Source organism: Sulfuriferula nivalis, from assembly GCF_009937995.1.
Classification (GTDB): domain Bacteria; phylum Pseudomonadota; class Gammaproteobacteria; order Burkholderiales; family Sulfuriferulaceae; genus Sulfuriferula; species Sulfuriferula nivalis.
In genome coordinates, this window is the sequence record NZ_AP021881.1 from 2790777 (window position 1) to 2804692 (window position 13916).

The 13916-nt window shown below is 48.0% G+C and carries 17 protein-coding genes and 1 pseudogene; 2 read left to right on the forward strand and 16 right to left on the reverse strand.

What is annotated here, in order from left to right:
* Positions 1–32 precede the first annotated feature (32 nt).
* From SFSGTM_RS13680 to SFSGTM_RS13715, 8 genes and pseudogenes are all read right to left on the reverse strand, one after another.
* Positions 33–233: pseudogene (locus SFSGTM_RS13680) on the reverse strand (YqjK family protein); the annotation flags it as partial.
* Positions 230–622, reverse strand: coding sequence for a phage holin family protein (locus SFSGTM_RS13685; RefSeq protein WP_162085651.1), 393 nt, complete (start codon positions 620–622; stop codon positions 230–232). The gene SFSGTM_RS13685 and the pseudogene SFSGTM_RS13680, both read right to left, overlap by 4 nt.
* A gap of 8 nt (positions 623–630) precedes the next feature.
* Complete coding sequence (locus SFSGTM_RS13690; protein WP_434784330.1) at positions 631–978, reverse strand: ElaB/YgaM/YqjD family protein; 348 nt, start codon at positions 976–978, stop codon at positions 631–633.
* 81 nt (positions 979–1059) lie between these two features.
* Positions 1060–1272, reverse strand: a complete 213-nt coding sequence (locus SFSGTM_RS13695) for a hypothetical protein (RefSeq protein WP_162085652.1) — start codon at positions 1270–1272, stop codon at positions 1060–1062.
* A 47-nt stretch (positions 1273–1319) separates the two neighbouring features.
* The gene (locus SFSGTM_RS13700) at positions 1320–1466 is read right to left on the reverse strand and encodes a lmo0937 family membrane protein (RefSeq protein ID WP_162085653.1); all 147 of its coding nucleotides are present in this window, start codon (positions 1464–1466) and stop codon (positions 1320–1322) included.
* Positions 1467–1559: 93 nt separating this feature from the next.
* Entirely contained in the window at positions 1560–1712 is a 153-nt protein-coding gene (locus SFSGTM_RS13705; protein ID WP_353545125.1) for a DUF3309 domain-containing protein, read from the reverse strand.
* 68 nt (positions 1713–1780) lie between these two features.
* Positions 1781–2689, reverse strand: coding sequence for an OmpA family protein (locus SFSGTM_RS13710; protein ID WP_162085654.1), 909 nt, complete (start codon positions 2687–2689; stop codon positions 1781–1783).
* An 18-nt stretch (positions 2690–2707) separates the two neighbouring features.
* Positions 2708–3103 carry a DUF4398 domain-containing protein gene (locus SFSGTM_RS13715; RefSeq protein WP_232525981.1) on the reverse strand — a complete coding sequence of 132 codons (396 nt, stop codon included), beginning with the start codon at positions 3101–3103 and terminating at the stop codon, positions 2708–2710.
* 281 nt (positions 3104–3384) lie between these two features.
* Between SFSGTM_RS13715 and SFSGTM_RS13720 the strand changes: the two genes are divergently transcribed.
* Entirely contained in the window at positions 3385–4185 is an 801-nt protein-coding gene (locus SFSGTM_RS13720; RefSeq protein WP_162085655.1) for a tetratricopeptide repeat protein, read from the forward strand.
* Between the two features lie 6 nt (positions 4186–4191).
* Here the strand turns inward: SFSGTM_RS13720 and SFSGTM_RS13725 are convergent, their stop codons facing one another.
* Entirely contained in the window at positions 4192–5343 is a 1152-nt protein-coding gene (locus SFSGTM_RS13725; RefSeq protein WP_162085656.1) for a DUF2863 family protein, read from the reverse strand.
* A gap of 54 nt (positions 5344–5397) precedes the next feature.
* Positions 5398–8112: a preprotein translocase subunit SecA gene (gene secA / locus SFSGTM_RS13730; RefSeq protein ID WP_162085657.1), complete on the reverse strand. Its 2715-nt coding sequence runs from the start codon at positions 8110–8112 to the stop codon at positions 5398–5400.
* Between the two features lie 90 nt (positions 8113–8202).
* Here secA and SFSGTM_RS13735 point away from each other — a divergent pair, with 90 nt between their 5' ends.
* Complete coding sequence (locus SFSGTM_RS13735) at positions 8203–8646, forward strand: DciA family protein (protein WP_162085658.1); 444 nt, start codon at positions 8203–8205, stop codon at positions 8644–8646.
* A gap of 1 nt (position 8647) precedes the next feature.
* Here the strand turns inward: SFSGTM_RS13735 and SFSGTM_RS13740 are convergent, their stop codons facing one another.
* The 6 genes from SFSGTM_RS13740 to SFSGTM_RS13765 all read right to left on the reverse strand — a co-directional run bounded on the left by SFSGTM_RS13740 (position 8648) and on the right by SFSGTM_RS13765 (position 13914).
* Positions 8648–8836: a hypothetical protein gene (locus SFSGTM_RS13740; RefSeq protein WP_162085659.1), complete on the reverse strand. Its 189-nt coding sequence runs from the start codon at positions 8834–8836 to the stop codon at positions 8648–8650.
* A complete protein-coding gene (lpxC, locus tag SFSGTM_RS13745; RefSeq protein WP_162085660.1) occupies positions 8836–9750 on the reverse strand; it encodes a UDP-3-O-acyl-N-acetylglucosamine deacetylase in 915 nt (304 codons plus the stop codon). Before lpxC ends, SFSGTM_RS13740 begins: the two co-directional genes overlap by 1 nt.
* A gap of 63 nt (positions 9751–9813) precedes the next feature.
* On the reverse strand, positions 9814–10983 hold the full coding sequence (gene ftsZ / locus SFSGTM_RS13750; RefSeq protein ID WP_162085661.1) for a cell division protein FtsZ: 1170 nt from the start codon (positions 10981–10983) through the stop codon (positions 9814–9816).
* 60 nt (positions 10984–11043) lie between these two features.
* Positions 11044–12279, reverse strand: coding sequence for a cell division protein FtsA (gene ftsA / locus SFSGTM_RS13755; protein ID WP_162085662.1), 1236 nt, complete (start codon positions 12277–12279; stop codon positions 11044–11046).
* Entirely contained in the window at positions 12276–12992 is a 717-nt protein-coding gene (locus SFSGTM_RS13760; RefSeq protein ID WP_162085663.1) for a cell division protein FtsQ/DivIB, read from the reverse strand. Before SFSGTM_RS13760 ends, ftsA begins: the two co-directional genes overlap by 4 nt.
* 10 nt (positions 12993–13002) lie before the next feature.
* The gene (locus SFSGTM_RS13765; RefSeq protein ID WP_162085664.1) at positions 13003–13914 is read right to left on the reverse strand and encodes a D-alanine--D-alanine ligase; all 912 of its coding nucleotides are present in this window, start codon (positions 13912–13914) and stop codon (positions 13003–13005) included.
* Between the last annotated feature and the right edge of the window lie 2 nt (positions 13915–13916).

The following is a 13916-nucleotide window of genomic DNA, read 5'->3' on the forward strand; positions in this document are numbered from 1 at the left end:
CGCCCCAGCCAACTGCCAATGCGAACAGGACGAAATGCCGCCAGCACCAGACCCCCGCCTATCAGCCAGGCCGGATGCTGCTTGAGATAGCGCAATACCATAAGCCCACGATCAACGCGAGCCAAAGGTGTACGCCAAGGCGCTATACTGACTGCCAGCGCCAGACGTTGCGATGCTGCCCGTGCGACCAGATGGTTGCGGCGCTCAATCAGCAAACACAATTTTTTACTCATAACCTGTTCACCAATTCCTGCCTGTCTTTCGACAACTCCGACAGACTCGTTGCAAACATTCTCGGCTTGGTTTTCACCTTGTGCATGAGAAATGCCAATGCGACCATACCTGCCAGCAGAAAGCTTCCCGCAAGCGCACCCAACACCAGGAAGGGATGCGTGTTCCAACATAGCACTACGAGCAGTATGCTGGCCAGTACAACTCCCACACCCAGACAAAACAGGGTAATCAGGGTCGATACCAGTATCGCCATCACGTGTTCCCTGTCTTCTTCCAGATCGTTGGACAACAGATCCAGACGGGTATGCGTGACAGCAACCAGCGTCGATGCCAGCGTGGTCAGTGAGTCGAGCAGCCCTTTGTGCTCTCCAGATGTGGTATCAGTCATGAGGCAGATTAGCGACGGCCTATCAGCAAGCCTATCACCACGCCTACACCGGCAGCCACACCCATGGCTCTCCATGGATTTTCATGTACGTAAACATCGGTAGCTTTAGCTGCTGCTTTGGTTCTAGCGATTAGTGCTTCCTGCGCTTCTACCATATTCGCTTTGGCCACTTTGAGTGACTCTTCGGCCTTAATGCGTATTTCTGTCAGCTTTTCACCACCTTGACCCGCGGTTGCTTTCAGCAGAGCTTCGGCATCTTCGATAACCACTTTGAAATCAGCAATCAGTTGTTGTTTGCTGACTTGTTCTGACAAAGCGTCCATACCTTTTTGAGTTGTACGTTCAATTGCATTCATGATTTATTCCTATCTCTTAATAACGTTAATTGCTAAAGTTTCCAGCCAGTTAAAGTCCGGCCCCTGGCTGGATAAGTTGTATTATTTGCGTACCACTAACAGCACTACACCCACTAACAGCGCACCGACTCCAGCCCAGACAGGAATATTGACTGTTTCTGTATTTTTTACAGAAAGCTCTATCGGCCCCAACTTGGCCTGCTGCGTATCTTTGGTATATGTGAAACTGCCATATGCCAATCCGAGGATGCCTGCCACGATAAGTACGATTGCAAACATTCTGACTGCATTCATTTCATCATCTCCTATCAATAAACGGGTAACCAGCACGTGACTGATTGCTACAGCCTTCGCCCTTGTATGACACGTATTAGTATCACAACAATAGCGATAACCAGAAGTATGTGTATAAATCCACCCATGGTGTATGAAGTAACTAAACCAAGTAACCACAGTATGAGTAAGATAACTGCAATAGTTTCAAGCATTTTTAACACTCCCTTTCAAGTTTCATACTGCATCCTCCGCTTGCTGACAATTCAGCTCTGTGCGCTAACGCACATAACGAGCAAAAAAGTTCATCACACATAACCTAACAACAACAATATGATCAGGATAAGTAAAATCAAACCAAATCCGCCACTGGGCCCGTAACCCCAGTTGCGACTATGTGGCCAGGCAGGAAATGCGCCGACCAACATCAGTATTACAATAATCAATAAAATAAGTCCCATCTTCAGCTCCTAGTGTTATGTCAGTCATTCATACCTGAGCAATGTTGCCCAGGTATTAAGCAAATACCTTAGCGCGCCATAATATTACCGTTACCATCGGAAATGATGATTTCTACACGACGATTGAGTTGACGATGTGCTGCGCTGTTGTTACCCGCAACTGGATAAGATTCGCCATAACCATGCGTAGTGATACGGTCACTATTAACACCCATATCCAACAGGGCATTGCGTACGGCATCAGCGCGACGCTCGGAGAGCACCTGATTATGCTGCTCGCTACCTGTACTGTCGGTATAACCTTCAATCCGGATTTTGCGTTGTGGATATTGCTTTAAGAAATCAGCCAGTTTTTGTGCGCTACGCGTACCACGTGGCGACAACTGAGCTTTGTTGGTATTGAACAAAACGTCACCCAGAGTAATGACCATGCCACGCTCTGTTTTTACTGCATTCAAAGCCTGGAGTTGTGCATCTTGCTGGGCAATCAGCGCCTGGTCACTCTCGGCCTGATTACTTGCAACAACTAACGCGGCAGCTTGTTGATCAGCTGTTTGCTGCACCATCGCTGTTTGCTGATTAGCCGCATTAGTCTGCTGACGTGCTACATCGACCTCAGCTGTTCTTGCTCTCAGCTGCATTTCGTTGCGCTTGGCGCTCGCTGCTGCAACGGCCAGTTCAGCTGTTTTACGCTGGGCGGTTTGTTGGGCAATCGCAACCTGTTGCTGCGTAATGTAAGCTAGCTGATTGACAGTAGCGTCACTCTCACCGTCTTTCAATGCCGCATCCGCCTTACTCAATGAATTGCCAGCCACTTGCAGTTCAGCCGCAGCCAGATTCGTGACTTCAGGATTACTTCGTGCGCTGTCATAACTGTTATGCGCTTCAGTCAGTGATGAGTTCTGTGGTATTGAGCTGCAACCAGAAAACAAGGCAACAGCAATCAGGGTCATAGGGAAATACAGTTTTTTTTGCATGATAAACTCCATGGGAAATTAGTTAGTCTTACGATTTAATTCTTGACGCAGCACACGGCTGTCTTCTTGCACAGCATCTGCGGCTTTTTTCGCTTTGGCGGTATGCGCAGTTGCACTGGCTAATTGCGCGTCAACTTGCGCTTGTTCAGCCAGTTTCCGAGCCAGTACATAATCTTCATCCGCCATTGCACGCTCAGCACCAGCCATCTTCTCAGTAGCTGACTTCAGCTGTAGCGGTGCATACTCACTGCTACCCGCGCTGTTGGCTTCAACCACTGCAGCTCTGGAAACAGCCATTTGTGCCGTGGGTGCCGGTGTACTTGCACACCCGGCCATAAAAATAACTGCACCTGCAGTCACGCCAATTCGGCGCAGCATTTGATACGATGTCATCTGGTAATATTTTTTCATCATCGGTTCCATCCCTTGAATTTAACGTTGAACATAACCGTTGCCATAGCTAGGAGCACAACGATTTTCAATTCAGTCACAGCAACTTGTCTGTCTGATTGATTCAGCCATCTTATGGGGCAAATATCAGCCTGTCGGTGCGATAACGTACATAACGCCAAAAATGACTTTGAACAGGGAATTAATGTGAATGGAAGATGTGGCACGAAGCTATAATATTAAAATTCAGCGTAATCGTTCCCCGATGAATTTTTGCTTTCCAGCTTTACAGATATTTAGCCGTCATGAAATACACACTACGCAAAGTACTTGCCCTCATCATTAGCTTGCTCATATTCCAACCCTGTCACGCAACCGTAACTGACGGATTTCTTGCTTACAGTAAGGGTGACTATGCCAGCGCATTAAAGGAATGGACGCCACTCGCTGCACAAGGCGATGCCCTGGCACAATTTGGTATGGGTCTTTTGTATAAACATGGACGCGGCGTGACGAAAGATAATCAGCAGGCAGCTGACTTGTATCGTAAAGCCGCACAACAGGACATTCCAGCAGCGCAAAATAACCTGGGCTTAATGTATGCCAACGGTGAAGGTGTAACGCAAGACTTGCAGCAGGCAGCCATCTGGTATCGCAAGGCCGCCGATCATCATGTGGCGCAAGCCCAATACAGTCTTGGCATGCTATACGCGAATGGAACAGGCGTCACTCAGGATTATCAACAGGCTGCGAGCTGGCTACGCCTGGCTGTGGATCAATCGTACGCACCAGCACAATCTGAACTGGGTATGCTATATAACAGTGGCCTGGGCGTCAGCCAGGATCAACAACTGGCGATACGATTGCTACGCAAGGCGGCAGAACTCAACTACACGCCAGCCCAGAGAAATCTTGGATTGATATACGAAAAGCAAGGGGAAACAGCAGCAAACTACATAGAGGCACGCAAATGGTTCGGCATCGCAACTGAACGAGGTGAAGCCAGTGCCAGCGAAGACAAAGCACGTATCGAAAAAATCATGCGTCCCCAGGACATTACCGAAGCAAAACGCCTGGCGCGATCCTGGTTAGCGCAGCATAAGTAAAAATGATCAGTGCAAGTGTGTAGGCGCTGGGGTCACAGGCTCCGGCATTTCCGGATGTACCAGTTCACCTTCAACATTTGGAAATAGCGGCATACCACAATCATCGCAATGTTCCATAGGCATGGCCGTAGTCAGAACGACAATTTTACCTAAACCTTCCAGCTCAGCTTCAATTTGACTGATGATATCGGTCTCATCACTTTCATCCCCTATCAGCGGCCAGGTCACACCATGCAGTACCTGACTAGACTTGAGCAGACTGAATCCTATACGATATTCTTCCAGCACTTTGTCATAAAAAGGTGCAATCACTGCACGTAACGCAGAGGCTTCGATTTCCAGCATCTCGCATAAATAGGCAACAGCGGCTCGTAAAGAAAAAGCCCGTGCTTCATACTCCAGTTTGCGCCATGCGCTGAAAAAAGCATTAGGCAACAAGGTCTGTACATGACACCCAGGCAATAATGCTGCGATGATATCCTTGGTATGCAACTGCCAGGTTTGCAAAGCTTCATTCTGGGTAATCTCAGCCTGCTGCCATGCGAATAACGGCGCCCCTTTATCTACCACTATGGCCGCAAATACATAGCGCACATCCGCCACATATTCACCGGAAGTAAGCAAGTCGCTCACATCAACATGCATATCCTCCCCAGTTAATGCCAGCGGTATCATCTGTTGTAATAATGCGCGCGTTTCTATGAAACCTGCAGGCAATTGTTCAGGGCTATACAAAACATCAATCAACGTAATCCGTGCAGCATCGGCTAACAGATATTTAGCCATGGCTGTACGCAACTCCCGTAAACGCGATTTACTAATTTGTCCGCTGGGAATCGAATAGCGTGACCAGGCTAATAATGGAATGGCGATTAAGACCGCATCAGTCTCTGCGGCATCAGTCACGCTCTCGGCGTAATTTTCTATTTGCTGCGCCAACAGCTCACACGCAGGCGGATTTTCTGTCCACAGATAATCCAATGCTTGCTCTAAAGTTTCATTTTGTTTTTTCTGGAACATTTGCGCGATGTGTTTACGCATTTGCTCCTGCCAGGACTGGCTTTCTAACTGACTACCCGATTCTTGCAAAGCTAATGCTAAACGTATCAATTTAGCCGTTTCACGATGCAAGCTGGCTGGTACGGGATGGCGTTTCATACGATATCCCCAATTATGTGGCGGCGCTGTGAGGGTCACAGCGCCGCAGGTTGATTAAGCTAATTTACCGTGGCAATGTTTGAATTTTTTACCTGAACCACATGGGCAAACATCGTTACGACCTACACTAGCATACTGTGCCTCATTGCTGCCTTCTGATGCCAAAGGTGTATCCTCGCCTGCCAGAACAGTTTCATAGTCAGCATGATGATATTCCACATTGGACAAGCCAGTTGGTGTATCCAATTCCTCAACATCCGCAGCCGACTGGATTTGCACTGTGGCGGTGATTTGTGTCACTTCCTGCTTAATCGTATTCAGCATACCGGAAAACAGATCAAAAGCTTCACGCTTGTATTCCTGCTTAGGATTCTTCTGCGCATAACCCCGCAAATGTATACCTTGACGCAAATGATCCAGTGCAGATAAATGTTCACGCCAATGTGTATCTATGTTTTGCAACATGACCGCACGTTCAAAATGATGCATGCCGGTGTCACCCACAGACGCAACTTTTTCAGCATAAGCAGCATCACCTGCTGCAATTACACGGTCACGCACACCCGCTTCATCCAGCGCAGCATCCTGATCCAGCCATTGCTGTATCGGTAAAGTTAACTGATACTCCGCTGCCAAAGCACGCTCCAGCCCTGCAATATCCCATTGCTCGGCCATACTGCCAGGCACTATGTAGGTCATCACCAATTGTGCCAACACGTCTGCACGCATCGCGGTAATGGTTTCGGACACGTCTTGAGTTTCTAACAGTTCGTTACGCTGATGGTAAATCACTTTACGCTGGTCGTTAGACACATCATCATATTCCAGCAACTGTTTACGCATATCGAAGTTACGCGCTTCTACTTTGCGCTGTGCGTTCTCTATGGCACGGGTAACCCATGGATGCTCAATCGCCTCGCCTTCAGGCATTTTCAGTTTGTCCATAATTGCGCCTACACGGTCAGACGCAAAAATACGTAGCAACGGATCTTCCAGTGATAAATAAAAGCGACTGGAACCCGCATCACCCTGACGACCAGAACGTCCGCGCAACTGGTTATCCACACGGCGTGATTCATGGCGTTCAGTACCAATAATATGCAAACCACCGGCAGCCAACACTTCATCATGTACGATTTGCCAAGCGGCTTTCAACGTTTCAGTACGTTTTTGTTTCTCAGCATCAGGCAATTGCTCATCCAGACGTACCGCTTCCAGTTCGCGTTCGATACTGCCACCCAACACAATATCGGTACCACGACCTGCCATATTAGTTGCAATGGTAATCGCTTTAGGCTGACCAGCTTGTGCAATAATTTCCGCTTCTCTGTCATGTTGTTTAGCATTCAACACTTCGTGCGGTAATTTTGCTTCTTTCAGTAACGCTGATAAATTTTCATTATTTTCTATGGAGGTTGTACCAACCAGCACAGGTTGCCCGCGCGCATAACAATCGGCAATATCATTAATAATCGCCTGATATTTCTCACGTGAAGTGCGAAATACCTGATCCATCTTATCTATCCGCACCATAGGTCTGTGGGTAGGGATAACTACGGTTTCCAGACCGTAGATCTGCTGAAACTCGTAAGCTTCGGTATCGGCAGTACCCGTCATACCACCCAGCTTGGCAAACATACGGAAATAGTTCTGGAATGTTATTGATGCCAGTGTCTGGTTTTCCTTCTGGATAGCCACACCTTCTTTCGCCTCTACCGCCTGATGCAAGCCTTCAGACCAGCGACGACCAGACATCAAACGTCCAGTAAATTCATCGACGATTACCACTTCATTGTTCTGCACTACATAATGCTGATCCAGATGGTACAAGGCATGCGCACGTAGCGCAGCATACACATGATGCATCAGTCCGATATTTGCCGCTTCATACAAACTGGAACCGACTGGCAACAAGCCAGCTTCAGTTAACAGTTGTTCAGCACGTTCGTGACCGGCTTCTGACAACAGTACGGTATGCGCCTTTTCATCTACCCAAAAATCGCCTTCTCCATCTTCAACAGTTTGACGATGCAGGTTAGGCATAATCTTATTGACAGTCAGATATAGCTCAGTGCTATCGTCTGCCTGCCCAGAAATAATCAACGGCGTACGCGCTTCGTCAATCAGGATGGAATCCACCTCATCGACGATGGCAAAATTCAAACTACGCTGCACCTTCTCGTATGTCTGATAAACCATATTGTCGCGCAGGTAATCAAAACCAAATTCGTTGTTGGTACCATATGTGATATCAGCCGCGTAAGCTGCCTGCTTTTCATCATGTGGCATTTGCGACAGGTTGACGCCTACTGTCAATCCCAGGAAGTTATGCACCCGTGCCATTTGTGCGGCATCACGGCTAGCCAGGTAATCATTCACAGTAACGATATGCACGCCTTTGCCCGATAAGGCATTCAGGTAGGCTGGCAGACTTGCCATCAGCGTTTTACCTTCACCGGTGCGCATTTCAGCGATTTTGCCGTCATGCAGTACCATGCCGCCGATTAACTGTACATCATAGTGCCGCATTCCCAGCACACGCCGCGCGGCTTCACGCACAGTCGCAAATGCTTCGGGAAGCAACTGATCCAGGCTCTCACCATTGGCATAACGGGTTTTATATTCGGTGGTTTTGGCACACAAGTCAGTATCCGATAATGCCTGAAACTGTAGTTCCAATGCGTTAACTGCACGTACTTTAGCAACATATTGTTTAACTAAGCGGTCATTACGACTACCAAATACTTTTTTCAACAGTGATGAAATCATGGTAATTATTTAAGATGGTAATACTTGCAAATGCGTACATGTTAACATATTCGCCCTATCATTCCGAAATGCTTTAGCGGCTATATACTTATGTCTAAATATTCCAGCCCTAGCCAGCTTGCTTACCGCTATATAGACAGCAATGAACGCCTGCTGTCACTTAAATCGCATGTTAACGAAATTATGCGATGGCAGAAGATTTGGAGTGCAATTGTTCCAAAAGGTTTAACAGAAGTGAGCCGTATCGGACAAATTCAGGCAGATAGTATAAGTATTTATTGTGACAATGGTGCGGCAGCGGCTAAATTACGCCAGCTCACGCCCAGCATTTGCGCTGCGTTTGCCAAACATGGCATCGCCAACCCTACCATACTGGTCAAAGTCCGTACCAATGCTATTCCAAACCGTGAACACATCGTGAACAAACCCGATTTAAGCAAGGTAGCTATTACAGAAATAGCACGACTTACGCATGATATAGAGGAAGGGGAATTGAGAACTGCGCTGGAAAAATTACTAAGCAAACATCAATAAATCAAATACCGACTAACAACACTCGCTCTGCCACCATTAACGTACCAAACAGTGCCACTAAAATCACAGCGACCTTAAGCACGTTCCAGACATATTGCAAATAACGCTTATCACCCGTCAGAAAATACAACGCACCCGATATAATCAGCGCGATGCATGCGAGGATAAACATCAACCGAATAATGAACATCAGCTAACCTGTGGATGCCACTGTCTTACACCCGCGGGTGCTAGCGCCTCATTCTCGAAGCTGACAAACTCCCAGGCTGATTGATCCTGCAACAGCGTACGCAATAATTTATTATTGAGTGCATGACCCGATTTATGTGCGTAAAACGCACCTATAATAGGATGACCAATGATGTATAAATCGCCTATTGCATCCAGCACTTTATGCTTTACAAACTCGTCTTCGTAACGCAAACCATCACTATTCAACACCCGAAACTCGTCCATCACGATCGCGTTATCCAGACTACCACCTAGCGCCAGACCATTTGCTCGCAACCATTCGACTTCTTGCATAAAACCAAATGTACGCGCGCGACTCACTTCCTTGATATAAGAAGTTTTGGCGAAATCCAGACTAATCGCCTGACCTGATTTTTCAAATACGGGATGTTTAAAATCTATGGTAAATTCTATTTTGAACCCATCATAAGGTTCAAATCGTACCCGTTTATCGCCTTCAACCACTTCTACGGATTTTTTAATACGTATAAATTTCTTAGCCACACCCTGTTCGGTAAATCCTGCGGACTGCAACAGAAATACAAATGACGAGGCTGATCCATCCATAATCGGCACTTCTGGGCCATCCATATCGATATACACATTATCGATACCTAATCCAGCCAACGCTGACATCAAATGTTCTACCGTAGCCACCGTCGCACGCCCGTTATCTAGCGTCGAACACAAACGCGTATCTCCTACTTGATTTGCATTCACCGCAATATCAACAGGTTCAGCCAGATCCACGCGACGGAATACCACACCCGTATTTGGCGCAGCAGGACGCAGCACGATGCTGGCCTTGGTGCCCGTGTGCAGACCCACGCCTGAAGCGCGAATAGTATTCTTGATGGTACGTTGTTGTATCATGGATAATCAGGATAGATAGTTTCGCGCATTATAGCGCAAAACCACCCATCCCTGACATGCGCATCAGTCAGCCTGCTTACGCAAGAACGCAGGAATATCCAGATAATCCATACCAGAACTCTTCATTGCTTCAACCTGTGCGCTGTTACCGGTGCTGCGTCCACTACGAAATACGGTAGGCTCAGCGGTGTTGTCTGCATGATACTCAACATTACTTGCTGAATAATCATCCGTACCTGTTTTCATCACTATAACTGGTTTAGGTTGCTGACGTGCTACTGCGCCACCCAGACCGGTTGCAACTATAGTTACTCGCAATTCGTCACCGATTTCTTCGTCGATAACAGTACCCACAATGACCGTTGCTTCTTCTGCAGTAAAACCTTTAATTGTGTTCATAACTTCGTAGTACTCTTTCATTTTGAAAGAGCTTGAAGCCGTAATATTAACCAGCACGCCACGCGCACCAGCCAGATTCACATCTTCCAGCAATGGGCTGGCTACAGCCTGTTGAGCCGCCATACGTGCACGGTCTGCACCTTGCGCCGCTGCTGAACCCATCATTGCCATACCCATTTCCGACATTACTGTGGTTACGTCAGCAAAGTCGACGTTAACCATACCTGGGCAGTTAATCACTTCAGCGATACCTGCAACAGCACCATGCAATACGTTATTGGCGGCTTTAAATGCATCTAACATAGACACATCTTCACCCAATACTTGCATCAATTTTTCGTTAGGAATAACGATTAATGAATCTACATGACGTGATAACGCTTCTATCCCGGCGTTGGCCAAACGTACGCGCTTACCTTCAAAGATGAAAGGCTTGGTCACTACAGCAACCGTTAATATACCCAGCTCTTTTGCTACTTCAGCAACAACTGGTGCAGCACCTGTACCTGTACCACCGCCCATACCCGCAGTGATAAACAGCATATCGGCACCTTCTATCAGCTCAGCGATACGCTCTCTGTCTTCCAGCGCAGCTTCGCGGCCCACTTCTGGATTTGCACCCGCACCTAAACCGCGAGTCAGCTTGCCACCCAATTGCAATTGCACTTTTGCTGAATTACGTTGTAATGCTTGTGCATCGGTATTGATGCAAATGAATTCAACGCCATCCACACCACATGCAATCATATGGTCAACTGCGTTACCACCACATCCACCTACACCAATAACTTTGATAACGGCTTCTTGGCTAACTGTATCCATAATTTCAAACATCTTTATCTCCTTAAATATTGCGCAACTAATAAATTAAATAATGACCTAATTAAAAACTCACTAAAAACTCTTGAACCAACCCTTCATCTTTTCTAATATTTGCTGCATAGATGTTCCTGAAAACTTGCTTGATGTCATGCGATCCTGCTGATCCAATCCTGCCAGCAGCAAGCCCACACCAGTCGCATAGCGCGCATTGTGCATAACCTCTGATAGCCCACCCTGATATTGCGGCAAACCTAAACGTACTGGCATATGGAACACCTCCTCACCTAACTCAACCATGCCCTGCATTGCTGCCGAGCCCCCTGTAATCACTATCCCTGAACGCATCAACTCTTCAAAACCACTGCGGCGCAACTCGGCCTGTACCATTTCATACAGCTCCAATACTCTAGGCTCTATCACTTCAGCCAATAACTGCCGCGACATCTGCCGCGCACCACGTTCACCTACACCCGGCACTTCGAACATGTCGTGCGCACCAGCTAATTGGCGCAATGCACAACCATTGGCTATTTTGATATCTTCAGCATCTTTCAATGGCGTACGCAATGCCAGCGCGATGTCATTGGTAATCTGATCACCCGCTATCGGTATTACTGCGGTATGCCGGATCGCACCTTGCGTGAACACGGCTATATCCGTCGTACCACCACCGATATCCACAATGGCAACGCCCAAATCTTTTTCATCTTCGGTCAGCACAGCCATGGCTGAGGCTAGCGGCTGCAACACCAGATCCACCACTTCCAGGCCACAACGACGCACGCACTTGATGATGTTTTGTGCGGCGGAAACCGCGCCCGTTACGATATGCACTTTCACTTCCAGACGCACACCGCTCATACCGATAGGTTCACGCACATCTTCCTGACCATCAACCAGATATTCTTGCGGCAAGATATGCAAAATCTGCTGATCTGTAGGTATGTTCACTGCACGCGCAGTTTCTATCACCTTATCTACATCCCACTGCGTCACTTCTTTATCTTTAATCGGTACCATACCGTGTGAGTTAAAGCTCTTAATGTGACTGCCAGCTATCCCCGTATACACCTCGGTGATTTTGCAATCTGCCATCAGCTCAGCCTCTTCCAGCGCACGCTGGATAGAGTTCACAGTAGATTCGATATTGACCACTACGCCTTTTTTCAGTCCGCGAGATGGGTGACTACCCATACCCACTACGCTTATTTCACCCTCTGGCGATACTTCAGCGACGATAGCGATAACCTTGGATGTCCCTATATCCAGACCCACTATCAAATCGCGTTTATCTTTTGCTCTGCTCATACTGATTTCCCCTGCGCCTGTACGACAGGCGGCTTCTTGTCACTTGCTAATAAATGCACCGCAAACCCTTTTGGATAACGCAAATCTATCTCGGCAACAGGCACAGTCAATTGCGCCATCGTCATCGGATACACTGCCACCCAGCGTGCTAACCGCTGTTGCGCTTGCTCACGCCCCAGCGCCAGACGCATACCATTACTCAACACTACTGACCAACTCCGCCTGTCATTCAACTCCACCTTCACTGGATTAAGCTTGAGTGGCTGTAATATCTGAGTAAACTCCTGACTCGCTTGCAACACCTCCGGCGCACTACCATCCGGCCCATTCAAACTTGGCAACACCGCATCACTTGCTGCGCGATACACCTCGCCATACGAATTCACCAAGGCATCATCATTCCATCGCGCTGCTGCTTCATGTTCCTGCAACGTCACCACCAGCTTATTTGGCCATACCCGCCTCACAGCAGCCTCACGCACCCAGGGCAACTTGATAAATGCCGCACTGGTTGCATCCAAATCAGTACTAAAAAAATTGCCGTACAAACGTTGCTGTACCACCAGCTTCACTTGTTGCTCAGTAACATGATGCGCGCCCAATATCTTTATTTCGTGCAAATCAAACATCGGCAACCTCGACAACCATGTCAAACTTGCCCATAGCAGCAATGCCAGCGTGCCCCACAACATTAACTTTGTGAGACTGGCCAATTGCGACTCGTTATCCCACACGGGCTTGCTCCAAAATCGCTAACACCAGTTCATCGAATGTCATTCCTGCCGCCCTCGCCGCCATCGGCACCAGACTGTGATCTGTCATTCCTGGTGAGGTATTGGCTTCCAGAAAATATGGGCGCCCATCCGCATCTATCATCACATCCAGACGCGCCCAGCCCCGACAACCCAGCACGTCAAATGCCTGTACCGCCAGTTTCTGTATCGCTAATTCCAGCTCTGCTGGTAAACCACACGGCACACGGTATTCAGTGTCATCACGCAGATACTTGGCTTCAAAATCATAAAACGCCACTTTCGGCACCAGACCTATCATCGGCAATGCTTTTCCCGCCAAAATCGCACAGGTGTATTCCCCCCCGGCGACAAACTTTTCCGCCAGCACCAGGCTGTCAAACTGCGCGGCTTTTTCCCATGCCGCCCGCAATTCGTTGGCTGCAGTCACTTTGCTCATGCCTATACTCGAACCTTCACGTGCAGGCTTAACAAAGATAGGCAAACCTAAACGTGCCACTACCGCATCAAAATCCGTATCCGCGTCTAGCAAAGCATATTCAGGCGTGGGGATACCAGCTGACTGCCATAACAATTTGGTACGCCATTTATCCATGGCTAAGGCCGATGCCATTACACCGCTACCTGTATAAGGAATCTCCAACCAGTCCAGCGCGCCCTGTATCGTGCCATCCTCACCAAATCTGCCATGCAGCGCGATGATCACTCGATCAAATTTCTGTTCAGCCAGCGTAGCCATGTCGTGTTCCGCAGGGTCAAAGGCATGCGCATCAACACCCTGACGCAACAATGCTGCCAGCACCGCGTTGCCACTTTTGAGCGAAACATCCCGTTCCGCTGAGCGACCACCCAATAACACGCCTACCTTGCCGAAATCCTGCATTT